14 protein-coding genes and 1 pseudogene are annotated in these 25,282 nt (G+C 41.5%); 3 read left to right on the forward strand and 12 right to left on the reverse strand.

Features of this window, described 5'->3' with window-relative positions; translation table 11 throughout:
- The first annotated feature begins 2 nt into the window (after nt 1–2).
- Both DVG78_RS21435 and DVG78_RS21440 read left to right on the forward strand, forming a co-directional pair.
- On the forward strand, nt 3–1,295 hold the full coding sequence (locus tag DVG78_RS21435) for a dienelactone hydrolase family protein (protein WP_199563285.1): 1,293 nt from the start codon (nt 3–5) through the stop codon (nt 1,293–1,295).
- A gap of 44 nt (nt 1,296–1,339) precedes the next feature.
- On the forward strand, nt 1,340–2,791 hold the full coding sequence (locus tag DVG78_RS21440; protein ID WP_114463149.1) for a cellulase family glycosylhydrolase: 1,452 nt from the start codon (nt 1,340–1,342) through the stop codon (nt 2,789–2,791).
- A 37-nt stretch (nt 2,792–2,828) separates the two neighbouring features.
- Here DVG78_RS21440 and DVG78_RS21445 read toward each other — a convergent pair whose 3' ends face one another.
- Nucleotides 2,829–4,127: a hemolysin family protein gene (locus tag DVG78_RS21445; RefSeq protein WP_114463087.1), complete on the reverse strand. Its 1,299-nt coding sequence runs from the start codon at nt 4,125–4,127 to the stop codon at nt 2,829–2,831.
- Between the two features lie 613 nt (nt 4,128–4,740).
- On the opposite strand from DVG78_RS21445, the gene DVG78_RS21450 reads away from it, so the two are divergent.
- Nucleotides 4,741–6,891: a glycoside hydrolase family 31 protein gene (locus DVG78_RS21450; protein WP_114463088.1), complete on the forward strand. Its 2,151-nt coding sequence runs from the start codon at nt 4,741–4,743 to the stop codon at nt 6,889–6,891.
- A gap of 151 nt (nt 6,892–7,042) precedes the next feature.
- Here the strand turns inward: DVG78_RS21450 and DVG78_RS21455 are convergent, their stop codons facing one another.
- From DVG78_RS21455 to DVG78_RS21510, 11 genes and pseudogenes are all read right to left on the reverse strand, one after another.
- Nucleotides 7,043–9,025: a S9 family peptidase gene (locus DVG78_RS21455; RefSeq protein WP_114463089.1), complete on the reverse strand. Its 1,983-nt coding sequence runs from the start codon at nt 9,023–9,025 to the stop codon at nt 7,043–7,045.
- 324 nt (nt 9,026–9,349) lie between these two features.
- On the reverse strand, nt 9,350–11,815 hold the full coding sequence (locus DVG78_RS21460; RefSeq protein WP_114463090.1) for an outer membrane beta-barrel family protein: 2,466 nt from the start codon (nt 11,813–11,815) through the stop codon (nt 9,350–9,352).
- Between the two features lie 582 nt (nt 11,816–12,397).
- A complete protein-coding gene (locus DVG78_RS21465; RefSeq protein ID WP_114463091.1) occupies nt 12,398–13,411 on the reverse strand; it encodes a hypothetical protein in 1,014 nt (337 codons plus the stop codon).
- Nucleotides 13,412–13,423: 12 nt separating this feature from the next.
- The gene (locus DVG78_RS21470; RefSeq protein WP_114463092.1) at nt 13,424–15,481 is read right to left on the reverse strand and encodes a hypothetical protein; all 2,058 of its coding nucleotides are present in this window, start codon (nt 15,479–15,481) and stop codon (nt 13,424–13,426) included.
- Between the two features lie 8 nt (nt 15,482–15,489).
- Complete coding sequence (locus DVG78_RS21475) at nt 15,490–16,959, reverse strand: hypothetical protein (protein WP_114463093.1); 1,470 nt, start codon at nt 16,957–16,959, stop codon at nt 15,490–15,492.
- A gap of 589 nt (nt 16,960–17,548) precedes the next feature.
- A pseudogene (locus DVG78_RS30410) lies at nt 17,549–18,040 on the reverse strand (DUF1016 N-terminal domain-containing protein).
- A gap of 52 nt (nt 18,041–18,092) precedes the next feature.
- On the reverse strand, nt 18,093–19,883 hold the full coding sequence (locus tag DVG78_RS21490; protein WP_114463096.1) for a GmrSD restriction endonuclease domain-containing protein: 1,791 nt from the start codon (nt 19,881–19,883) through the stop codon (nt 18,093–18,095).
- A 68-nt stretch (nt 19,884–19,951) separates the two neighbouring features.
- Nucleotides 19,952–22,462 (reverse strand): GIY-YIG nuclease family protein, encoded by a 2,511-nt coding sequence (locus tag DVG78_RS21495; protein WP_114463097.1) that lies wholly within the window; start codon nt 22,460–22,462, stop codon nt 19,952–19,954.
- Nucleotides 22,463–22,496: 34 nt separating this feature from the next.
- Complete coding sequence (locus tag DVG78_RS21500; RefSeq protein ID WP_114463098.1) at nt 22,497–22,937, reverse strand: hypothetical protein; 441 nt, start codon at nt 22,935–22,937, stop codon at nt 22,497–22,499.
- An 18-nt stretch (nt 22,938–22,955) separates the two neighbouring features.
- Complete coding sequence (locus tag DVG78_RS21505; protein WP_114463099.1) at nt 22,956–24,452, reverse strand: Eco57I restriction-modification methylase domain-containing protein; 1,497 nt, start codon at nt 24,450–24,452, stop codon at nt 22,956–22,958.
- A gap of 6 nt (nt 24,453–24,458) precedes the next feature.
- Nucleotides 24,459–25,232 (reverse strand): SAM-dependent DNA methyltransferase, encoded by a 774-nt coding sequence (locus tag DVG78_RS21510; protein ID WP_229598287.1) that lies wholly within the window; start codon nt 25,230–25,232, stop codon nt 24,459–24,461.
- Nucleotides 25,233–25,282: the final 50 nt, after the last annotated feature.

Below are 25,282 nucleotides of genomic sequence, written 5' to 3' on the forward strand. Positions count from 1 at the left end.
AAATGAACGGAAAATCTTCTGCTTCCCGCCGCAAATTCATTAAAACTTCGGCAAGTATGGCGGCTTCTTTGGCGGTACTGCCCGATGCAATAGATGTATCGTTAGGGAATCATGTTTTTTCAACCCACACAGAAACAATGGCAACTCAGAAAAGCCTGATTGGCACGTACGGCGAATGGGCCGCTTCATTGGTAAAAAATATCCCTGCGTTATCGTTCAGACACGCCAAATGGAACAACGTAAAAACGTGGCAGAAAGAAGCCCTTGCCAAAGCCAGTGAGCTGATTTTTAAACCCGATTTGGGCAAAATACCCGCCGTTATGGTCGAAAAAAAATACGCGTATGATGGCCTAGACATTGAAGAGTTGTCGTGGCAATTGCCCTATGGCCGCCCGACCAAAGCCTATCTTTTGAAGCCCCAAGGAGCAACCAAACCCTTGCCTGCGATTCTGGCGCTTCACGACCACGGCGGCAATAAATACTTTGGTAAACGTAAAATCGTGCGCCTTTCGGACGACATGCACCCGCTGTTGGTTGAGCATCAGGAGCATTATTACGGAGGTAAAGCCTGGGCAAATGAGCTTGCCAAGCGCGGTTATGTGGTGTTGGTTCATGATACATTTGCGTTTGAAAGTCGCCGGGTATTATACGACGAAGTCGCTGGGTATTCATGGGGACCGCTCAAAACGGAAGGCAAATCGGATGCTGACCCCGAAAAAACAGAAAATATCCAAGCCTACAATACTTGGGCGGGGGAGCACGAGCACGTTATGTCTAAATCATTGTTTTGCGGCGGCACCACGTGGCCTGGCGTGGTTTTGGCCGAAGACCAAATTGCCTTGGATATTTTAAGCAATCGTCCCGAAGTAGACAAGAACCGCATCGGCTGTGCGGGACTGTCGGGTGGTGGATTACGGACGGCGTACTTAGGTGGATTGGATGCGCGTATCAAATGCGCGGTGTGCGTGGGTTTTATGTCAACGTGGGATGATTTTATTTTGCACAAATCGTACACGCACACGTGGATGCTGTACGTGCCGTTGTTGCCCAATTATTTAGATTTTCCTGAGATTTTGGGGATACGGGCGCCTTTGCCAACGATGGTGCAAAACAACAATGACGATGACTTATTTACGTTGCCAGAAATGAAAAAAGCCGACACCCAACTCCGTGAAATCTTTGCCAAAGCGGGAGCGGAAGACAAATACCAAGGGAAGTTCTATGACGGTGAGCATAAGTTTGACCAACCCATGCAAAAAGACGCGTTTGAGTGGTTTGATAAATGGCTTTCCTGAAAAATGTAGACTTGCCAGCTCGTTCTACCTACCCAAAACCTATCATGAAAATTTTCTTCTCTTTCCTCTGCGCGTTTATTGTGCACTTTGTCGCAGTGGCGCAAACCTTGGCGTTACTGCCGCAAAACCCGCATTATTTTACGTACAGGGGCAAACCGACCGTCATTGTGGGCTCGGGTGAACACTACGGCGCCGTGATGAACCTTGATTTTAATTACGATACTTATCTCAAAACCCAGCAAGTCGACGGGCTTAACACAACTCGGTTGTTTACGGGTGCGTACTACGAAAAGCCGGGGGCGTTTGGTATTCAAAAAAACACCATGGCCCCCGCCGACGACCGTTTGCTATTGCCGTGGAAAAAAGTAAATGATAAATACGACCTTAATGTGTGGGACGAAGCGTTTTTTGCGCGTTTGCATGACTTCATGAAAAAGGCCGAGCAGAGCGGGGTGATTGTGGAAATCTGCCTTTTTTCGTCGTATTACGGGGCGGGTTGGGCGTATCATCCTTTCAATGGCCGAAATAACGTCAATCAAACGCCTACCGACCTCGCGCCCAATAAAGTCAATACGCTCGACAATGGCGCAATCCTAAAATTTCAGGAAGCTTATACCCGAAAATTGGTGCAGGAATTGAATCAATACGACCATTTTTACTTCGAAATTCAGAACGAACCTTGGGCCGAAGGCAAAGATACGGTGTTGATTTGGAACGATTATATGGGCGCTGATGATTTGAAACAACCTGGAAATAATTGGAAAAATACGCTCGAAGTTGCCTCCGCCAAATCACGCGATTGGCACAAAAATGTTTCAGGTTGGATTGTAAACCAAGAAAAAAGCCTCGCGAAAAAACACCTGATTTCGCACAATATCGCCAATTTTAAATTGCCCGTTTTTGTGTCAGACTCCAATATTTCTATCTATACGTTTCACTACGCACACCCTGAGGCGGCTGGCCTGAATTATCGCCTCAACAAAGTTGTCGGTTTTAATGAAACGGGCTTTGCCGGAAAAAGCGACGATACTTATCGCCGACAAGCATGGCGATTTATGATGAGCGGCGGCGGACTTTTTGGCCATTTAGACTACTCGTTTTCGGTAGGCTCGGAAGATGGAAAAGATTTGACCAACAACGCCCCCGGCGGCGGAAGTCCGACGCTGAGAAGGCAGTTCAAAATGCTGAAAAATCAACTGGAACGGATGGATTTGGCCACGCTCAAGCCCGATGCTTCCTTTTTGGGGCACGCCGAAGGTGCTTTTGTGTATTCGATGAAAGACCGCCAGCAATATTTGGTGTATGCCGAGCCGCTTTTGGCGCAACCTTGTCGGATAAACTTACAGTTGCCCAAAGGAAACTATTCAGCTACATGGACGGATGTAGTGACTGGAAACACCCTTAAAACTGAAAATGTGAGCGTTGCGGCTTATTCTATTATGCTTCAAAGTCCCGCTGGTATAAATGATAAGACGCTGGTGTTGAAAAAGTTGTAAGCCTTTATTGGCCCATAAATTTTGATAATTCGGTGTTTTAAGCGTCCGTTGAATCACCTTCTTCCTGCGTTACCAATACCTTGTCAATTCTTGCACCGTCCATGTCAAAAATTTCGAACTTAAAACCATGCCAAGAGATGATTTCTCCCGTTTTGGGTACGTGCCCAAAATGTTCGAGCAAGAGACCTCCAATGGTGTTAAAAGGCATGTTGTCGTTGTATAAATCCAACTGGTCAAAATAGCTTAGAAAATCGTAAAAAGGCATCTGAGCATCAGTGATATAAGTGCCATCTTCCCGCTGGACGATGCTGGTTTCGTCATCATAATTGGTATCGCTCACGTCGCCCACGAGGGCGTCCATCAGGTCATTTAGTGTTACGATTCCTTGTAAAGCCCCGTATTCATCAATGACCATACTGTAGTGTTGACGGTTTTCTTGAAGGCGTTCGAGCGCAATGTAGGCCGAACTGCTGTCGGGTAGGTATTGGGGTTCTTTAATCAACGCCTCCAAATCAAGGGGGCGGTTTTCCATGACCTGCTGGAAAATATCTTTCATCAATACGACCCCGACCACCTCGTCGACGGTGTTTCTACAAACGGGATAAACGGAGTGGATTTCACCCTTGATTTTTTCGCGTATTTCGTCGGGGCTATCGGTCAAATCGAGCCAAACCAGCTGCATTCGGTGCGTCATGAGGGAGCCTACTTTGCGGTCGCCCAAATGAAATACCCGCTCCATGATTTCTTGCTCGATTTCCTGCACTTCGCCGCCGTCCGTTCCTTCCTGAATAAACGCTTTGATTTCTTCTTCCGTCACGCGGCTGTCGGCGGAGGGTTTTATCCGCAAAATTTTGAGTAAAAGATCAGACGTATGGGTCAAAAGCCACACGAATGGCGAGGTAACTTTTGAAAGAATCTGCATCGGCAATGCCACTGCCTTGGCGATGCCCTCTGGATTGGTCAGACCGATGCGTTTGGGGACCAGTTCACCGACGACCAAAGAAATAAACGTAATCATCACCAGCACGCCCCCCACCGACAACGGGCGGCTGTAGGGTTTCAAGACCTCAAATTGGTTTAAATAGTCTTGCCAATCGTTGGTCAGATTTTCACCCCCAAAAATACCCAATAAAATCCCGATGAGGGTGATGCCGATTTGAACTGTAGAAAGAAATTGATTGGGTGAATTGATAAGTTCTAAGGCTTGTTTGGCTGATTTGCTGCCTCGTTTGGCCGAATTTTCAAGTTTTACTTTGCGAGAAGAGACTACCGCGATTTCGGACATTGAGAAGATGCCGTTGATAATCGTAAGCAGAAATATGATAAATAATTCCATGTAAGAGTTAAAAATTGAGAAAGATATTGCGATGACGTCTACTCCATTGGCAAACAATTCTTTTACAGATGTGGTTTGCCGCGTTTTTGAAGGAGCATCAAAGAGGTATTTAATAGAAAAAACATGCCTGTTTCAAAGCATGAAGCGTCATTCTAAAAAATCACATGTTCATTGGGCGTTAGGTGGGGGTGGATTGAGTTTTCAAATAAAACGATAATCGAGCGTATCACCACTGGAATCAAAGATGATTAGTGACAAAAGATACCCTGTATGTTTTTGTAACAAGTTTTTCAACGAAGGTTGGTTTTATACAAATATGGTTCAAATTGGCTAAAAATCATACATAAACCAAAAATTTGGTGGAAAGAAAGCATTAATCGCCCGAAAGAAAGTGGTACTTTCAGTTGACCACTGACTTAAAGATTAGGTTCTAAATAGAGTAAGTAAGGCACAAATTGAGCTTGTGAAAAAAGAAGACTTCGGTATTTTGATGTCATCCAGAAAGCGTTTTTTTTGTCCACTCAAGTAGTTGAAATATCTATTTAACCAAGTCAATCCGTCGGGGCTAACCCACTCAATCCAGTAATAGAGAGGTTGTAATTGTACCAACAAAATGAAAAAATCTATTTATAAAACAGTGTTGTTGCTGGGTTTGCTTTCGGCAAACTTTGGGGCTTCTGCCCAATTAATGCAATGGAAAGAAATTGCTTCGGGTGTCTGGAAAGTGTCTGTGGGTAAGCCTGAAGCCTATAATCTGCTGACGGCTTCGGGCGCTCAGCCCAATACCAATGCCCTGAAAAATATGGGTACAACGGGATTTCCGTTGGACCAAAACGAGATTTCGGTGCAACTCCGAGACGGCAAGACCTATTTACGCTTCCCTCTGGATAGGGGAGAACAACTTTACGGCTTCGGGCTCAATTTTCAGACCGTTCATCAACGGGGGAAAATCCTGCAACTACACATGGACCATTATGGCAACAAAGACAACGGTCGTACCCACGCGCCCGTTCCTTTTTATGTGTCGTCCAAAGGCTACGGGGTGTTTGTGAATTCGGCGCGTTACATCAACGTGTACGCGGGCACCGCCGTCCGGACCGACAGCAAAAATCCACCGTTGCTACAAGACCGCAATACCGACAAAAACTGGCAAGCGCACCCTTATTCCGATGCGGTCGAAATGCTCGTGCCAGCGGGCGGTGTGGAGCTGTATGTTTTTGGTGGGCCATCGCCGATGGAAGCCGTACGGCGATTTAATTTATTCAATGGCGGAGGCTGCCTGCCGCCGCGTTGGGGGCTAGGTTTTACGCAGCGCGTCAATCGTTTGTATTCCGACAAAGACGTGCAAAAAGAGGCTCTTGAGTTTGAAGAGAAAGGCTACCCGCTGGATTTTATCGGACTCGAACCTGGCTGGCAGAGTAAATCTTATCCCTGCACTTTTGAGTGGGACAAAACCCGTTTTCCTCAGCCTGCTGCTTTTGTAAAAGACATGCTCAGCAAGGGCGTTCGCATCAATCTTTGGACTAATCCGTACATATCACCCGAGGCTTCAATTTACCCCAAAATTGCGCCGTTTACGGGCTCACATTCGGTGTGGGTGGGAGCCGTGCCTGATTTAACGATTCCCAAAGCGCAAGCCATTTATTGGGGTCAATTTGACAAAGACCACGTCAGCATCGGTGTCAGCGGGTATAAAATCGACGAAGTGGATGGCTTTGATTCGTGGCTTTGGCCCGATGTGGCTACGTTTCCTTCGGGGCTCAGTGCCGAGCAAATGCGCCAGACATACGGGGTGTTGGTGATGAAACAAAGCACTGACCTGTTTCGTAAACACAACCGACGTACCTACGGGTTGGTGCGGGCGTCCAACGCGGGTGGGGTGTCGTTGCCGTACGTGATTTACAATGATAATTACAGCCACGAAGATTTTATTACGGGCTTGATTAACAGCGGTTTTTCGGGAACCCTATGGACGCCAGAAGTGCGGGCTTCTAAGACGGGTGAAGAATGGTTGCGGCGGTTTCAATCGGTGTGTTTTTCGCCGATGGCGATGATAAATGCGTGGGCCAGCAGCACCAAACCTTGGACGTTTCCAGAAGTGGCGGAGCAAATCAAAGAAATTTCGCAACTACGGATGCGCATGATGCCGTACTGGTACACCGAATTTGCCAAGTATCATTTTGAAGGTACGCCGCCGTTTCGGGCCGTTAATCTTGAACCCGATTTTAAGACGGAGCTAAAAAAGGAACTTCTGAATGCCAATTTGGAAGAAAACCCTTACGCCGTGGCCGTCAACAAAGAAATCAAAGACCAGTACATGGCGGGAGAATACCTGTTGGTAGCGCCGATGTTTACGGGCCAGACCTCCCGTAAAGTGGTGTTGCCTAAAGGGAAATGGTACGATTTCTATACTGGCAAATTGGTAGGAGAGGGTGAGGTGATTTCCGTTACGCCGGGGTTAGAAAAAATTCCCGTTTTCGTCAAAGACGGGGGCATTATCCCGATGATGCCCGTGATGTTACACGCTCCTCAACCCAACCAAAAAGTAGATATTGAAATACGTCATTACGGTCAAAAACCTGCCCAATACAAGCTCTACGACGACGACGGTGAAACCTTCGATTATGAAAAAGGCCAGTTCAGTTGGCGAACCATTACCGTTGCGCGCCAAGCCAATGGCGAATGGAAAGGTACTATCTCCAACCCCGAAAACGGCAAACCCAACACCGTGGGGAACGTGACTTGGAAATTTATGACGCCTTAGCGCACGTCGGGTTGTGAGCAACCCGACGCACAATGACCTCTAAAGCCGCCGTTGGTGTTATTCCACCAACGGCCTTGCTTCAACTTTTCTCAATTCATACCTCCTACTTTATACTTCTTATTTCTGACCTCCTACTTCTAAACTCCTACCTTTACTTCTTCAAATAGGTATTAAACCACTTGATGTAGCGTTCAAAACGGTCTTTTTGGAAGCTTGGGTTGGTGATACCGTGGAATTGGCCCGGGTAAATAATCAATTCCGTGGGTGTTCCGAGTGAGCGTAAGGCCTGATACATCTGTTCGCTGCCTACCGACGGAACGTTAAAATCACTTTCGCCCACCATAAATTGGGTAGGTGTTTTGATGCGGTCGGCTTTGAGGAAGGGATAGGACAGGGCCACGTATTTATCGAAATTTTTCCACGGGGAGCCTAGTTCATTTTCGTACTGCAATATGTACTGGTCGACGCCGTACAGCGACGAAATCATCGCTACGCCCGCCCCGCTGGAGGCCGCTTTGAAACGCGTGTCGGAAGCGATGGTGTAATTGGTCAAAATACCCCCGTAGCTCCAGCCGCCGATGCCCAATTTTTCGGGGTCAGCAATGCCGTTTTGGACCAAGTAATCCGTTGCTCCCAAAATATCCAATACTTCTTTGTTGCCCCAATCGGCCGAAATAATTTTGCTATACTCCAAGCCGCGCCCATTGGAACCGCGATAATTGACGGCCACAACGGCATAGCCCGCCGCTGATAGCATCTGGCGACTCAGATCAAAGCTGAATTCATCCTGCGCTACGGGACCGCCGTGAATAAACAGAATCGTGGGCAACTTAACGCCTTTTACCGCGTTGGCGGGGCGGTACAAAAGGTTGGAAACGCTGGCCCCATCTTTGCTTTTTGAGGTAAACCCTTCGACGGTGGCCAAGGCCAACGGCGCCAGAAAAGCCTCTTGATGGGTGGTTAAGCGACGAAGGTTGCCGCTTTCCAAAGCGTATAGTTCACTGGGCGTTTGTGGGTCGCTCATGACCGTGAGTATTGTTCCAGAAGGGTGCCGTTCGAGGGCCGAAACGCTCCGGTTACCCGTCAATGTTTTGGTCATTTTTCCGTCGGCTATGGCAAATTGGGCCACATAACGGGTGCGGTCATCGGTAACTAAGGCGTGGAGAAACGCCCCGTCTTTGGTCCAAAGTGGCGAGCCTACTGGACGGTCGAGCGTTTTGCTCAACAGTTTTGGCTCGCCTCCGTCCTTGGACACCACGCACAAAATCGTTTGATCATACATGAAGTAATTATCGGAAGACGTAGAGCGTACGTAAGCGATTTGTTTTCCGTCGGGGCTCCATTCAGGGCCTGAATCACGGCCCGTCCAAGTGGTAACCTGCTTCATGATGGCGTTGGGTTTGGCATCGATGATCCAAATATCGGTATTGGCATTGCGGTCAGGGTCGGTGGTGTGGTTGCTCACAAATGCAATCTGTGTACCATCAGGCGACCATTTGGGAGAAGTTTCGTTGTAGATGCCTTTGGTTAGGGTGTCTATTTTCTTAGTAACCAAGTCATACAGGTACAAATGTGTCGTTTTTTTGGTGAGGTAGCCTTCTACATCCTGTTTGAATTTAAAACGGTCAATGACGATGGGCTTGGTCATTTTGGATTTTGAAGTATCGGGGTCGTTGCTGATGACTAAGGCGATTTTTTTGCCATCGGGCGCCCACGCATAGTCCGACAAACTTCCTTTTTTCAAATCGGTCAATTGCCGTGCTTCCCCGCCGCGAACGTCTATCAGCCAAATCTGACTGCTCGTGAGCCCGTTACGGGAAGAGGTAAACGACAAATATTTACCGTCTGGACTCCAGCGCGGCTGCGATTCTCCATCGGGGCTGTAGGTGAGTTGAATCGACTCTTTACCATCCCATGAGTTCATCCAAATGTCAGCGTTGCGTTTGTTTTTGACCGAATCTACCGACGACAGGGTGTAAGCCACCCACTTCCCACCGGGTGAAATTTGCGGGTCGCTTAGCGTTTGGAGACGATATACATCTGAGGGTTTTAAAGGTCGTTTGGGGGTGGTTTGGGCGTAAGTGCCAAAACCGAAAATCAGTGCTGTAAAAGTTAAAATAAAGCTTTTTTTCATGTTGAATTGCTAATGAAGTTTGAAGGTTGAGAGAAATAAATATGGAGTGGCAAATTATGCAATAAAACTTAAATGACCACACGGGCCGTAGCTTGATAATGAATAAACTTGAGTGACAAATTGTTTTCAATATGTGAAATAATCCTTATTAAAATAGCTCGATAGGTATCAAAAATAAGCGATGTAATTTTTTTAAAAGTACCCTAGGAGCGTCATAAAGGGCATAAAACAAAAAAAGCTCAGATTCCTCTGAGCTTGGGGTGGCCATAAATAGCCATTTCTGGCAAACAAAATCATGGCTTTGGGCGAAACAACCTTTGAGGCTTAGAACTCGCGCTCGCCAAATTCGCTCGCTGGCAACTTGGTTTTTCGATCGGTTTTGTTGAAGCTATACGAGAGGTTTAACAAGAAAATATTGGTCTCTTGGATGTAATTGGTGGTGGTGTAAAAATTACTACCCCAAGTTGTAATTCGTTGTTCATTGACTTTCATTTTCCCGAATGACATATTTTGCCAAAGTAGCGAAACACTTATTTTGTTGTTCAACAATGATTTTTTTACCGAAAAATTAGGCTGATAAAACCGCGAGTCCTCGCCCTGCGCGGTGTTTCTCGCCGATAAATACGACAAATTGAACTGCGTACTCAGAGTAGGCGTGATTTGATAATTAAGGTTAGAATTTATGGAATACACCCAGCCTTGGCTATTGACCACCACCGACTTATCAAACAGTCTTCCCTTGATTTTCAGGTTATAAACATTTCCACCGACAAAGATTTTAAGCTTTTTAACGGGTGAAATCGTCACCCCAATTTCCGAGCCCATCAACCGCGCCTTGCCTGCGTTGGTGTAAATTCGGTTCAAAATCGTGTCGTTATATACACTGTTGACGCGGTTGACAATGTCCGTAATTTGTTGGCGATACACATTCCAGTACAACGACACTTTCTTAAAATCTTTGGTCAGCCCCAACTCATAAATTCCTACAAATTCAGGGCGGATGTTGGGGTCACCTTGTTCGAGGGTTTCGCTGTGTTCGCGTTCGGGATAAGGATTCAGCTCATTATTGGTCGAACGTTGCACGCGGCGACTGTAGGCGGCTTTGAGTCGCAGGTCTTTTCCCATATCGTACAGCAAATTGGCCGAAGGGAACAAATTTGACAATTTCAATTCATTGGGTTTTCCACCACGGTCGTCCGTAAATTCACGAAGGGCATTCTCATACCGCAATCCCGACGAAAATTCTAGTTTTTTGTACTTACCTGCGTACTGGGTATACAGGCCATGAATGCGGTTATAAATGGCGATGTTGGCCGTAAAAGCAGGATTGACCACCAACGGCTGATTGTTGCCGTTTTTATCCGAATAAACAAACACACCCTCTTGGTTTTGTTGACGGTACTGGTAGCCCAGTGACAGTTTTCCAATGCCTATTTGCTTTTCGTAATCTGCTTTGAGGCGAAGGGCCCTGAGCGGATTAGAGCCAGTGTTAAGGGTGTATTGAAGGGTATCGCGGAGGTTATTAATGTTGATATTGCTGTTTTTGGTAAAGCCGTCAATCAGCGCATTTTCGTACAAGCCCGAAACGCTCAAGGTCGAGGCGTTTTTGAATTTGTGGGTATAATCAAGGTTTACCACCTTAAACTCACCAGATTTTAGTACCAAGTTGGGGTTAAAATACTGCGTTCTTCCTACTACTTGATTGGTAAGAAGGTTGGTTTTGGTGTTGTTTCGGTAATAAATATCGGCCGTGCGATACTGATCGCGGGCACCAAGATACACCCCCGCAGAAAGCTCATCTGATTTTGAAATGGAATAAATGACCGATGCCCGGGCGCCGTAGTTATCTCGTTTTAGGCTCCGCTCTCCGTCGCTTGGGAATTGGGTCAATACGTTGTTAATAATGGTATAAACATCTCCTTCTCTTCTCCCAGCAATGTCGTTTTTGAGGTAATTTCCCGAAACCGTCACGTCCAACTTTCCTTTGCGGTAATTGAGCGTGGCATCGGCTCCGTAGCGAAGGGGTTCAGTCGCGTTTTCGTAGGCTTTCAGGCGCGGCAGGCCGTATTGGACGTTGGTTGTCAGCGACAAACCGTCGTTGGTGCCTGTTTTCGTAACAATGTTGATGATTCCTGCTTTGCCGTCGGCATCGTATTTGGCCGAGGGAGCCGTTATCATTTCTATTTTTTCAATGGTATTGGCAGGAATTTGCGACAAAATCGTGGCGGCATCAATCTGCGAAGGTTTGCCATTGACCAAAATCAAAAAGCCTTTTGACCCTCTCACCGTAATTTCTCCTTCGGCATTTACCATCACCGACGGGATGTTTTTTAGGACATCGGTGGCCGTACCACCGCGAGCCACTTCAAACTGTTCGGCTTTGAAAACCTGTTTTTCGAGGGTGGCTACCACGTTGGGTTTAATGCCCGTCACGGTCACCACGTCCAGTTGTTGACTCGATGGACTGAGCGCAATCGAACCCAAATCAAGCCGTTGACTGGCTTTGTCATAACTTACTTCAATGTACTTGGTTTTATAGCCTACATATTCGACCTTAATAACGTATTTATCATCTTTCAAGCCCACAAACTGAAACGAACCCTTTTCGTCGGCTACTTCTCCTTTGACCATACTCCCCTGATTTTTGGATTCCAGTCGAATCGTGGCAAACGCCAGCGGCTCGGTCGTTAGCGAGTCAACGAGTTTGCCTTTGATAAAACTACCTGATTGGGTAAAAGCAGCCAGCGAAATGTGCAGCAGCAGAAGGGGAAGCAAAATTTTTCTTAACATGTGAATGGGGTGAGATAAATAAACACCCAAAAATACGACAAAATACGTTCAACGGTTTCGATTTTTGAATCAATCTCAAAATGGAGGTGGGGGAAATTAAACTGATTTGTGGTTCTAATGGGTGAAGCTTTTGATACCCATTTCATTTAAATCAAAACGGGTATCAAAAATAAGCGATGTGAATTTAAAAAAAGTGCCCTAGAAGCGTCAGAAAGGGTATAAAACAAAAAAAGCTCAGATTTCTCTGAACGGTCCGGCGCTCCGGCTTCCTAGCGGTCTGGTGGTACGGCACACCGGCGGGACTCGAATGGCAACGAGCAACCCTCGAATCGTCGCACCTCCCTGCGTGACAGGCAGGTATTCTAACCAACATAAAACAAAGAAAGCTCAGATTTCTCTGAGCTTTCAAGCGGTCCGGACGGGACTGAAAATTAGTGCTGAATATCAGTTAGTTAACCCTGTTTTTGGGTTTGGGTATCATACAGGGTATCATAAGTTGAATAACTGTAATCAAAAAGTAATGCAGTCAACATCAATTCTATCGTATGTTTTTACTGGGAGATATTTCAGTTGAGAAAAAAATCATTTAATTAAGATCCGGTTTTCACCTAAGACTCTTCGACCAGATGGAGTTAAAATATAACATTTAATATAGACGAAACCTGTTTTTGTAGTATCCTGAATTGAATACTCTGCAGTGACTATTCCCGAAGTTGATGAAGTAGTAGTATTAAAAAAAGTACCAATTCGTGCACCTGATGTAGTTGAGTCATAGAACACAATATGCTGTCCTTCTGAAACACTCCCTGTTGATCGCAAAAGTTGAGCTTTTACTGGTGTGACTGAATTTAATTTAGGAGGTAAACTCTTAAGATCTGAAGTGATGATAGCAATTGTTGGTAGTGCAGCCTTAAACTTAACGGTCATTTCAGTTGAATAAGTCGAGCCAACTGTAGCTACAACTTTTACATCTTCTGGTTTGTTGTGTTTTAAATATGCTTTAACGATACCAGTAGAAGGCATGGTAGTTGAGAATGTGTTGGTACCTGAAATGAATGTCCCTTTCTCTGCTACGAAATGAACTAGTTTATTTGATGAAGGAGGTACTGATTTAAGACTTAAAACATTGTTTGTAAAATTATCGGCATCAACATCATTTGTCTCAATACTTGGGGTAATCACTGTTGCTTCTACTTTATAAAATTTAACTTTATCTGTTTTAGACATAATGGGGTCTTTTAATTCCGCACTAATAATAACGATACTCTCTTCTGTAGATTTGATATAATCAACGGCTTCTCCATTTAAATCTAAATCTTTCTCTATTGTAGCTGTTTCATTGGAGAATTTCCCTGCTCCCGTGCTTTTTAAAACAACCTTTTTCTCTTTTAAGCTAGATAATAGATTAGAGTTGACCTTTATTCTTACTTCAGCATTTTCTTTTCCATCTATGTCAATTGAATCTTTTTCAATTATAAGTACAAGATCATTTGAGGTTATGGATATTTTTTTTAATTCTGGCGCATTAAGTGCTTCAGGCTCAGGACTACATTTGAAAGCCAACAGAATTATAGACAAAAGACATATTTTATTCATAATGGTAAAGTTCTATTTCTGTGTAATTGATTTTGAAACCAGTTTACGTGATTTTTTAAAAGGAGTGTAAGTGATAGCAAAGAATCCACCAACTTTGAATTCTTTATAATACTCAATATCAACTTTAGACTTATAAATTGTATTGAGATTATGGACTGCTTGTAAATTATTTGTCAATTGATCTATTTGCATTCCTGCTATCCCTCCCGTGATAACTAATTGGTGCATATCACCAAAAAATGCTGAAAACCCTGCTAAGTATGACATTCTAGGAACTTTTTCAATTGTAAGTCCAACTCCAGCCGAAGCTCCAAGCCCAAAGCTGGGTAATAATTTGAATTCTACATTGACCAAGGCTGCAAAACCCATTACAGGTGTTGAGTATCCCTTCTCTGCTAATATGAAATTATTTAAAGAGTCAACCTGATTTGAACCATTTGGCACTGATTGCCAAGCATATGTCTTATTTTGCAGATGTTTTCCTAAACTCAAGAAGGAGCCACTGCTAAAGCTTACAAATGGCTTCCATAGCATTGGAATGCTTAAGTTAAGTGAATCATTGTCATGAGATATAGTACTCCACTCAGAAGTTAACGATTTAGAGTTAGGGCTTATCTTGATTGCCAGTTCTATTCGATTTCCGGATTGAAAAATTGGTGGAGATAAATAATAGCTCTGGCTTTTACGTATGTTTTGCACAAAAAGGAATAGCTTTTCAAGTTGTAATTTACTAGGTATATATTTTTGTAAACTATCTATGTTGCTATAGGGTGCTAATAAGTCTTTTAGGTTCTGAACCTGTTGGTTGAATACTGCTACATCTTCTGGAGTACAGACTTTAAGTTTGTCTTTTTTGGTGGTTAAATCATCTAGTTCTTTCTTCTCAGGATCAGTAAGTTTTTCTTTCTTTTTTAAAATATCAATTTGCTTTCCCAAAGATAAAATTTCATTCTCTATTTTTTTACATGCTGCAACTTTGTTTAAATTTTCTGATAAATCTGCTTTGAGTTTATTAATGCCATCATCCTTAGCAATTGCCATTTTTAAATCATAAAGAGTCATGTTAATATTCCTTAGTGAAAAGAGTATTTCTCCAAAAGTGATTCCGATGTTATCTACATTACAACATGAAAAGTTGCCACATAGCTCAAAAGCTTTTAACCTTTCCACTTGTAGTTTTTCATAGTGAAGACTTAGTTTGTCAATTGCATCAACAAATTTTTCATATTTATTGTTTAATTCGTTGCCTTTTCCTTTTTCATCTTGTTTTAGAGATTGCGTTGTAGCCGAAACATTATTTATTAATGTATTAAGCAATGTTGAATCGCCAATAAATAGTTGCCTAAGTAATGGAGGAACAGAGCTTTCATGAACTACCTCTGTTCCATATATACTAATATCGTATATGTACCGATTAACATTTTCAATTTTTAATTGAATCATTTGCCGGTAGCCTAATTTTCTAACATTTGTAATATGTATTTTATCACCATTTTTAATTTTATAAAATTGTTTACAGGAAAAATCATAATGAAGAAGATGTGTATTTTTATTGTCGCATTCTAAGCAATCATTCTTAATAACAACTGAGTTGTTTTTTTTAGTATCTGGGTTGGATTTTTCTTGAATTAAATTTATTAGTTCTAGTTTTTTTAATTTAGGCTTTGATATTCTAATTTCTGATTTTAATACAGAAAATTTTAAAATAGAATCTTTTTCATCGAACTCCTTTTCTTTGTCAAATGAAATTTCTCTAGTATTGCTAAATTCTAAATTTATTTTATTTGACAATTCTTTTGTATCAAACCCATCCTTTGTGATTAATTGAAACTCAACGGGTACATCTTTTATATTATTTGCTATTTTAATTACCCCGCCATCCTTAAATATATTATTTAAGTCAATTTCTGATTTTTTTAAAACCTTATTGTTAACGCGATAAGAAACTTCGAAGTTGACATCGTTAATGCTTCCAATAATTTCAATATTAAGTATTGGCAAATTTTGAGTTTGGGAAAAAGTATTCATCCCATAAAAATAAAAAACAATGATAATAAATACCTTTTTCATCTTTTGGTTTATATAAGTTCAACATTTAAATATTTTTCAATCGTTGTCATTTTTAAAGCATATGTAAATGCCAGGTCTGCACCTACTACAATACCTAAAACTTCATTACTTGTATCATCAATCACTAATGACCCTGAATCGCCTTTCTCAGTCAAAGGTCGGAAACGTCCCGTTGATTGATTTGTTAAAACGAATAGATCCTCTAATTTAAACCCTTTTACATCATCATAATCTAAAGGTTGTGGCCAAGTATCATTATGAACAAAACCATTTCGTTCTCTACCACTAATTCCACAGAAAATACGTATTGGGATCTTGTCTCGAGCATCTATACTATTCACTCTCCTAGTTGGGCGCGGATTTAAAATTTTATCATTTGTAAATTCAAAGTTTGAATTGGTAATTAAAGCAATGGCTGCGTCCATATCTATAGATCTAAAACCTTCGGAAAGTTTTGCTACCTCTATCTCTATATTATTTATTTGAGCTGTTACTTTTGTATTGATTGAGTTTTTTGTTAAATCCTTTTCTCCGCTTAAAACATGAAAACACGATAGTAGATACAGGTCTGTACTTTCTGCTTCGCCTGCTGTCTTTTTTTTTCTGACAACACCACCTATTGATCCTATACCATTAACCTTGCTAAAGTTTTGTATCAACATACCTGCACCAATAATAGCTGATTGGGCTTTAGCAACCCCTGTTACTATTTTATGTACTGGTATTTGTACTATCATACCTGTGCTTAGTGCTATTGGGTAAGAGTCATTTACGCTACTTAAAAAACTTGCGTTTTCAAAATGAATTTCCAAACATCCTATTCTACTACCATTATCGTCCATATAACCTGGAGCAGCACTTATTACGCCTTGTATTTTTTCAATTTGAGTTCGATATCTTTCATCCGCAATTTGTGCCAGCTTACTTTCAGGCATCTTTATAAATTCATCAAACTGATTTATATTATCTATTGAGGTAAATGTTCTTTCATCAACTAGTTTACGCCTCAGATTTTTTGCCTCCAGTAAAAGGTCAAGTAGGTCATGCCAAAATTTGGAACCAAAACTGATAAAAAAACCAGTGAATAAACATCCAACTATATATTTTATCCCATCAGTTAAATTTTCCAAAAAATAATTTAAGTCAAATAACCTAAATAGGTCTATGCCATCCCAAGAAAACACTTTGGTTGGCTCATTTATATTTTTGAGAATTGTGAAAAAATCAGCATGTAAAATAAAGGCTGTCACAAACCCGCAGAAAATACTTATTTTTAAAAGTCGGTAATATCGCTTATCTTCTTCTAGTGAGTTAAGAGGGCCTTTAAGGCTAGTATTTCCAATTTTAAAAAATTTTATTATCAGCTTTGCTTGCCACCCATTTTGCTCTCCAATAAAATGTTTTAAAAAGTCAGCAATACGCTCGCAAATCATACTAAGTATAAAAAGTATGATAGCAAAACTAATGTACTTTTCCATTTATTGTTTTGTTTTTTGAATAAATGCTGAATGTAAAATTACTACTATCTACTTTTTAGAGTCGAATAATGATTTATTTTTAAATTGAATACCTTATCATTCTAAAAGAATAACTCTTTAATTTTAACTATATTCATTGAGTCCCTTGGATTCAAAATACAAAATTTCTCCCTTAGAATTTAAGAGGTATTTGCTGAGCCAATGAGTTTGTTTGTAATTCTTAAATGGGTATTTTTGAGCTGAAATTAGTTATAGTCCCATTTTAACATAATTTCAAGTTGCTAAAGAAGATTTGGTAAAAAGTAAAGATTTTTAATAGAAGGAAAAAGGATGAGTCATAAGGGTTATGTGTATAAAGTGGCTTAGAGTTTTTCAAAATTAGGTTTTATATAGAGGGTGTTTAAAACTATGATAATATTATTTGTTTATTGACAAAAAACCAACTAAAAATGAATTTTTTGTATCAAAAAGTTATCAAGTGGTAGTTTGAGTGAGAAACATAGTAGAATTATTTATATTTTATCAGTTTTTCTTAAAATTCTCGAATTTCTCAATAAGATAGACATTTCCGTGTAGGGCTTCTTTAGAATCAAGTGTGTTGATGTCCAATATCTAATTTTACGGGCAGCAGGTCTTTGTGAATAAGAACATTATTTACCCGCTCCATCTTTTTGGTGGCAATGGTGTAAAAAAGCCACTCTTGCGGGTCTTTGAATTTAGATAAAATCACTAAATGTTTACTCCATCTAATTTCTCCAACTATTGGTTGGAGATTTTTATCTGCCTGATATTCAGTGTAAAACTGAACCATATACCACAAGTTGGTGGTTGAGAATCACGTTATTTCGGGAAACACTTTTTGCAGTTCTGTGGATAACGTAGGCACAATGGCCTTGCCCCAACCCATGGCTTGCTTTTCAGTAATGGCCTTGCCGAGTTCCAAATACAGGATGATGAGTTCAGTATTAACGGCTTTTAGGGCTTCATACTGCGCTTGCCTTATTTTTTGCTTGATTTCGGCAATAAATTGGACCTGAGAATTGCTTACATCCATGTTGTTTCTTTCTCTTTTACCGCTCATTCATCACCATCGGTATTAGCCAATCATCATTTTTCATTGCATTTTCCAAGTTCTATAACCGCTCATAGTACGTTTTGATTTTTTGCGCCATCAATAGCCTCCGTTCTTTCAAAAACTCTTCATAAAAGCTTTCGTCGGCATCCATGATGCTTAAAGGAATGTCGTTCTGAAGGAGATTTTCGTGTAGGGCTTCTTCTGAATCAAGCGTGCTGATGTCCAATACCCGATTGTCTATCTGCGCTTTTACTTTGGCCATGTATTGATTAGGTGCCATCATGCCAATTTTTATATTGGTCGATTGCTCCGTATAGACGAAGTTGGCTACCTGATTGTATAGCTTCTGCGAAAAGTTTTTGGCACTCAGGTATTTTTTTGGAAAAAGGTGGTGAATATCGCCTCTTTGCTCAATCAAACTTCTTATTTTCATGCTTTTAGCAAGAAAAGCTGTGGAGTTCTCATTGCATTGCGCCGCCAAATAAACGTTATACGCGTTGTTATTGATGCTGGAAGTCTCTAAATCATTGACTAACCCAAACTCCCAGAAACCTTGCCCTAAATGCGTCTGCTCCATTTGGGTCAGATAGGCGGCAATGCCCTTTACATTAATTTGTTTGATGTCTTCGTCAATCATTGATTCAGAAGAACCCGAATAGCGGCCTATTAGCAAAGACATTATAAGCCAGCGTTTGACATAATGTTGCGTCTCAGCTTCAGGAAAGCCGTCTTTGCGCAATTTTAAATAGAGCGTATACGAAAAATTCAGACTGTTTTTGGATGAAATCAGTTTTTCGCTGATGAGTCCCGTTGAGCTGACCAGCATCAAAAAACGCTGATAATTGGTTTGGTTTACAAAATCCAAAAGACCATCTGAAAGCATTTGATAACTGTGCTCTGAAATCTCATCTTCGTAGGCTCTGGTTTCAAAGTTTCTTCCCGACAATAACGCCACTAAATCACTGAACTTACCGCGACTGAACTTGTAGGTGTATGCAACTCGCAGAAAATCAATATAATCGGGGACGTACAAATCATCACTACCAGTCGTCATCCACTTGATGGCTTGATAGTATTCGTGATTGTAAAACTCTTTATCATTATCAATAATGTGCTTGTTGAAATCTTTGTCCACGATAAAGCGGCAAAAATAATCCACCAATTTCCGCATCTTGTTACCTCCGTGTTTTTCGTCGGCGGCAATTTTGGACATCACAAAATCGGCATTGCTCAATACTACACCTTTTTGGTTGATACGAATAAATATTTCGGTGACGGTATCAATGTCCAGTGAAGGGTCTAACTCAATGATACCTACCTGTTTGTTCTTGATACGCTTTAGGTTTTCGATCCGCTCTTCCACCAAATCTTCGTCGGCTCCTGGGTTTTGGGTCATGTACTCCCGGATGGCCTTGGTGATCGTAATCTCATCGTTGATGATGGGGTTAATGCTATTGATCCATTCGGGGCTGTTTTCATAGGCTTTATTGAGCACATCGAACTTCTCTTCGAGTGGATTAAATGCAATCCGAATGTAGATTTCTTTGTAATTGTTATTGAGTACGCGCTGGCCGACAATGGCCGCTGTGAGGGCTGTAATACGCTGCTGACCGTCAATCAGTACTTTTCTTCCAGCTGAGAGCGACCCGTTTTTCAGTTTTACATCGGGGTTACGCCAGGTAATAATGTAGCCCACCGGAAATCCTTTGTATAAGGAATCAATCAAATCCCTGACGCGGGTTGCGTTCCACACAAAAGGGCGCTGTATTTCAGGAATAGCGATGTCACCGGATTTGACCCAAGTGAGTAAGGTTTCAACGGGCTGTTGCTGTACGCTGTATTTCGACATGTTTTTTTAGATGTATACTTAAAATTCAGAAAGGATGGAAATTTGATTCGCAGGTTATTTTAGTATTATCAACCCTCATTAACAAAACTTGCCCTGTAATCTTTTGAAGTAATCACTGTATCATATAATCCTATGTCTTCGCCTTCGTGTTTATTGATGCCGATATATTCCAGTGAGGCGTCTTCGTAGCGTTTGAATTTGTATACAGCATCATTCATTAAAGCACTGTTGAATACCCCAAGGCTCACCAATAATTCAAAATCTTTTACGCTCAGACCGGTTACTTTTTTGAATAATCCAGGTTCTAATTGAGTGATTACGTCTTTCAGGCTACGTTCACGGTAATCGGTCAAGTACATAAACACAGGTACACGAGTGGCAAACTTGATTAGTTTTTCCTGAATCTGTTTCCTGATGGTTTTGTACTCCTTTTCCTCCTCATTCAATTCTTTTTTCTCCTTAGGGGTGAGTTCTTTATCGTTGGCTCCTTTCTTCGCCTTTTTGACGGCTTCCGATTTATTAATGATGGTTTCAATATCTTGATTCAGATTTCTGAAACCTTCAATGTTCATCAATGCCTTCATTGCTTCCTCATTCTTCATCAATCGGGCAAGGGTATTGTTGTCTACGTTTACCAGCAAAGCACTTTCCCAACGCCGGGCTAAAAGCGTGGCAGTGGTACCGCTCATGGCCATATCCAGAATACCTGCGGCATCTACCTGCTTCATTGAGCTGCCGTCATACGCCAATACGGGCAGAAAGTTGATAAATTCGGCCACCTTTGCTTCAGGATTAGATTCGTTGACATTCAGTCGACAACTGTAATCGGCGATTTGACGCAGGGCACGGTCGGGAGCAAAATCAAAAACGTAGCATTCTTCTTTCAGGATTTCTTCTTTGTTGGGCGATTTACTGTCGGGATTTTTGATAACCCAGGGCGTTTGTACTCGAAAAGCGGCCTGAAAATAGGTTTCGGGACTGGAGGAGTTTCGCAGCATAAAAATACCCGTCCAAGGCTTTACCGAGACCCCGGTGGTAAGTTTGCCGCAGGAAAGAGTAATAGTTTTGGATTCCAGGGGGTTATCGGTCATCGCATTTAATACGGGTGGCAACGCTTCTACGCCAATGCCTGCCTGCGTGCCGGCGGCTACTACGATGGTATAATCGTGGTAAAATTTGTTCTGCCGTTGCCTTAGCAAATTAGCCATTGCATTGCAGGAGGCTACCGTTGGCAAAAACCAAAAAGTATGCGTGAGCACTTTGAGCAAGGGAGCGTGTGAAAAGGGGAGCGGCGGTTTTTGGGCTCCCATTTTAAGATTATCAACGGAGGTTTCACTGAAGGAGCCCCTGATTAAATCTAACCACTTTTGAACTTCATCTTCATACTTAAATTTGGCTTTGTACCCTTCGCCTTCAGCAGAAAAGAAAACATTCAAATCAAATTCATTGAACTCACCTTTCATCGCAATTTCACGGATAGAGTCGGGGAGTTGATAGGTAAGCATCACCATTCTTGGCAAAGAAGCATAGGGGTTGTTATCACCTGGCCAATTTTCTTTGGCTTTTTGTTCGTCTGAATATGTCCAGTTGAAAATCTGCTCTTCAATAAATTCTCCTGAGGCAATGGCTCGAAAAGGTGTTCCCGATAGGTACAAGTAATGGTTGGTAGTGATGGGCATCATTTCTTCATCAAAATACTCAATGCCTTCTCCTTCACCGAATTCCAGTTCTTTTTTGCCCTCGGCTTCAAAAAGCTCCTTGGCGTTTTCGCGCCATGCCCCGTAATGGTACTCGTCAAAAATGACACAATCCCAATTGGTAGCGTGTACCCATTCATTTTTGGCTTTAATGCCGCCGGTACTCGTATTCTTGCCCAAATAATCCTGAAACGAACCAAAGCAAACCAATGGCTTGCTTTTATCGGCTTTATCGTATGTTAAAGTATCGGGGGAATTGGACACAAATTGCCAACCGGCAAAATTGGTATGTGTTTGCAGGTCTTCATCCCAAGCTGATTCAACGGCCGGTTTGAAGGTAAGCACCAATAGTTTTTTCCAGCCCATTTTTTTTGCCAACTGATACGAGGCAAAGGTTTTCCCGAAACGCATTTTGGCGTTCCAAAGAAAGTGTGGGGTTTTATCAGGGTTTTCTTTACGGAAACTCCTGAAATACGCGATTGCCTTATTAACGGCTTCTTCCTGCTCGGGCCGCATCCCGAAAGACAGGGTTCGGTTGTCGTCGTTTTGCTCCCCTCTTTTGAGCGCCCACATAGCAGCTTTAACGTCTTTGACGGTGCATTTAAACCATTCGCCTTCGGGATTGAAAATTCCTTTTTTGCGCAAATAGCGATGAACATCGTGGTCAGTAAAGGAACTGCCGTCATTTTTCATGGCCGATTCTTCAAACACGATTTTATACTGAAGACGGGCTGTTTTCAATTGCTCGGCGATTCTCGACTGGGCATCACGGTCGGTAAAACCCACTTTGAGCAAACCTTTATGCGTGGTTACCCCTACCAACTCATAAGCATAAATAGTAGGATTGGCAGATGGACGTGGAGGGAAGAAGTTTTTCGTCATGTAACGGTGTTAACACAAATATAAAATACTTTAACTAGGGTTTATTAAATCCACTGTTAAAATCATTTAAGTCTTGTGGGTCGATATGGCCTTGAATATTTTCAAGATTTTGAGGTCCACCAATTCTAAATCCAAGACCGATCAAATCATCAATAATACTTCTACTATTCAGTCGATTAGTCCATTTTTCATAACCAGGGCGATTGTTACTAGTCATTAATTCATCTAATGAATCGGGAGTAGTTTCATGATCAGTACAAATAAAATATACTCTCATCTCTCTTCCCCATTTATTTGCATTATTAGATAGAATGGTAACTGCATCCGAGCCAATTGGAATTGGAGTCCCTGTTTGAGACATATAAGCCTGGTTATAGTTGGTAATTGTAATTTCACGAGCTTCTATCTCAATTCTTACATCACGTATAGGGTTAGCGAAGTAACCTACTATTTCAAAAAATTCTTGTCTTGTCATTAGATTAGTTTTTATATGTTAATTATTTATTGATCTAATTGTATTCTCAATTGTTCCAATTTCATCAGATGTCAAACCATATTTTTCATATAACTTATTTTCAGGACATTCTTCATTAAAATTTTGAATAGGGACGAATTGATAAGAATCCTTAGTAATATGATGAGAGTACATAAATTGCGATACTAGAAACCTGAAAAACCTAGTTTTCATATAATTTCTGAGATTGTTGGCTTCTTTCTCGGTTTTAAATGCCCCTACAACTAAATACGTTTCCGTACATATAGTTCCGGGAGGAAGTATGTCAATTTTAGAGAATACTTTTCTCTTGCCATCTTTTCCCGGATTTCCGGCATGGTCAAAGCCAACATAAGAAGTTATTACTTTCCACTTGTCTATAATTTCTGTGCCTATAGTAACATCATTTCTTTTGTAAGGACCTTCTCCGTTTTGCCAACGTAATATTATATCCCCCGATTTTTGGGGTCTTCCATTTGTAGGAATACCAAAAGGCTTTCTGCTTGAAACCATAGTACTCATTTTAGCCTCATTATGCGCAAGAACTTTTCTAATAATTGGAACGGCCTCACTATTTCTAATAAATGTTGAGAATTCATTAAGTGCTCTTATAGAATGTGTTTCTTTTCCATTAACAACATTTACTACATTACAGTCACCCTTGTAATCTTTTTCCCATAAAAAATAACAAATGCCGCCAGCTATGTCTACGCCCGGAAAACAATCTCCCGCATTTTCAAAATCTACTATTTTCTTTATCCTTGAATCATTGAGCATTTCTTTACGAAAGTCATCTAGCCCTTTTCCGCCGGCAAACCATCTTGATGGGATAATCATGGTGAGGTATTTAGGATTAAGCTTCGTTGCTTGTAATACGAACTTATGATACAATGGTGCTGCACTTTTACCAAAGCCACCATCACTTAATTGATAGGGCGGATTACCAACGATAACGTCAAATTTCATATTAAATATTTTTTCGGGGTTGTCTGTATGAATAAAATTGTACGCATAAGTTTCCAATGCATCATCTCGATCGTACACCTCTTGGCTTGCTCCACAAAAGGTACACTTTCCGTTTTGCCATGCGTGCTGCATACGTTCATAGCGTATATTACCTTGTTCATTATCAAAGGTTTCGCAAATGGAATATTTACCATTGGCGGTTTTGGAGCAATACACGCTGCGTCGAGAGAGCAAAGAGGTCAACTCCGTAATGGCAATGCCGTAAAGTTGGTTTTTGAAAATATGATTAATACGTTTCTGCCTGTCAGGAATTTGGGGCTCTAACCCCATCATCAGCCGTTTTGCCATTTCGCGCAAAAACACACCGCTTTTGCTCACAGGGTCAAGAAATTTGGCGTTTGGGTTGCGCCAAAGCTCGGCAGGAAGCAAATCCAAAATGTTGTTTACCAGATTGGGCGGCGTAAACACCTCATCGTTGCTTAGGTTGGCAAGGCAAGATAGTACATCAGGGTTGTAATTGGTTTGGATCATCTTATCTTAGCCAAGCTTTAAGAAATGAATCAGCGGAAAGTCTTTGACTGGCTCGTCAATGGCCGCAGGATTGCCTTCGTCATTGAATATTGAAAACTGGTGGGTTTTCTCCACTAAAAATTTAAAGACAAAATCTCTGCGTTTAATCATATTCTCAGTTACCATACTCCATTCAGAAAATACGATTGGTTTTTTGGTAATGGGGTTAGTAAAATCTAAGGCATCACCCCAGAGGATGTTTCTTTTAAGGATGAATTTGATAGATTTTATAAACTCTAACTTGCAATTTGTGCCAAACTTTCCCAAATAAATTTTTGAGAAAATAGAGAATAGTCGTTCTTGACACTCCAAAGCATTATCTTCTAATATATCAACCCCATAAATACTTGAAACTGCAATTACCGCATAGCGTTCCCACTCAATTTGGCTTTTGCCATATCGACTGTCAACTACGCCTAATTTCCGTCTCAAAACTTCTACTAAAAAATTGCCATTACCACAAGCAGGTTCAAGGAAACGAGAGTCTATGCGTTCTGTTTCGTGTTTCACCAAGTCGAGCATTGCATTTACTTCACGTTCATTTGTAAAAACTTCACCATGTTCGGCTACTCGTTTTTTGGATTTTACCTGTTGGGTTGCCTTTAAATCTTTTTCTGATTCGTTCATACTGATTATTGCTTTTCTATCGCTTCTAAAGCATTCGCGCAAATCCTTGCCGCGCTGCAAAATAGCAAAATCAGTCCCAATATGTTGTTTATTGAGGCAAAAATCAGTTTTCATAAGTCGAGAAAATGTATGTAAACGCTGAGTAAATCATAGAAGAGGTGCTG

It is taken from the genome of Runella aurantiaca, assembly GCF_003339505.1.
GTDB classification, from domain to species: Bacteria; Bacteroidota; Bacteroidia; order Cytophagales; family Spirosomataceae; genus Runella; species Runella aurantiaca.

Coding starts and splice junctions, on each gene's coding strand:
- DVG78_RS21510 (WP_229598287.1), bottom strand. CDS start 25,232: ATGAAAACTGATTTTTGCCTCAATAAACAACATATTGGGACTGATTTT.
- DVG78_RS21465 (WP_114463091.1), bottom strand. CDS start 13,411: ATGAATAAAATATGTCTTTTGTCTATAATTCTGTTGGCTTTCAAATGT.
- DVG78_RS21500 (WP_114463098.1), bottom strand. CDS start 22,937: ATGACAAGACAAGAATTTTTTGAAATAGTAGGTTACTTCGCTAACCCT.
- DVG78_RS21455 (WP_114463089.1), bottom strand. CDS start 9,025: ATGAAAAAAAGCTTTATTTTAACTTTTACAGCACTGATTTTCGGTTTT.
- DVG78_RS21490 (WP_114463096.1), bottom strand. CDS start 19,883: ATGTCGAAATACAGCGTACAGCAACAGCCCGTTGAAACCTTACTCACT.
- DVG78_RS21460 (WP_114463090.1), bottom strand. CDS start 11,815: ATGTTAAGAAAAATTTTGCTTCCCCTTCTGCTGCTGCACATTTCGCTG.
- DVG78_RS21475 (WP_114463093.1), bottom strand. CDS start 16,959: ATGGAAAAGTACATTAGTTTTGCTATCATACTTTTTATACTTAGTATG.
- DVG78_RS21445 (WP_114463087.1), bottom strand. CDS start 4,127: ATGGAATTATTTATCATATTTCTGCTTACGATTATCAACGGCATCTTC.
- DVG78_RS21450 (WP_114463088.1), top strand. CDS start 4,741: ATGAAAAAATCTATTTATAAAACAGTGTTGTTGCTGGGTTTGCTTTCG.
- DVG78_RS21495 (WP_114463097.1), bottom strand. CDS start 22,462: ATGACGAAAAACTTCTTCCCTCCACGTCCATCTGCCAATCCTACTATT.
- DVG78_RS21435 (WP_199563285.1), top strand. CDS start 3: ATGAACGGAAAATCTTCTGCTTCCCGCCGCAAATTCATTAAAACTTCG.
- DVG78_RS21505 (WP_114463099.1), bottom strand. CDS start 24,452: ATGATCCAAACCAATTACAACCCTGATGTACTATCTTGCCTTGCCAAC.
- DVG78_RS21470 (WP_114463092.1), bottom strand. CDS start 15,481: ATGAAAAAGGTATTTATTATCATTGTTTTTTATTTTTATGGGATGAAT.
- DVG78_RS21440 (WP_114463149.1), top strand. CDS start 1,340: ATGAAAATTTTCTTCTCTTTCCTCTGCGCGTTTATTGTGCACTTTGTC.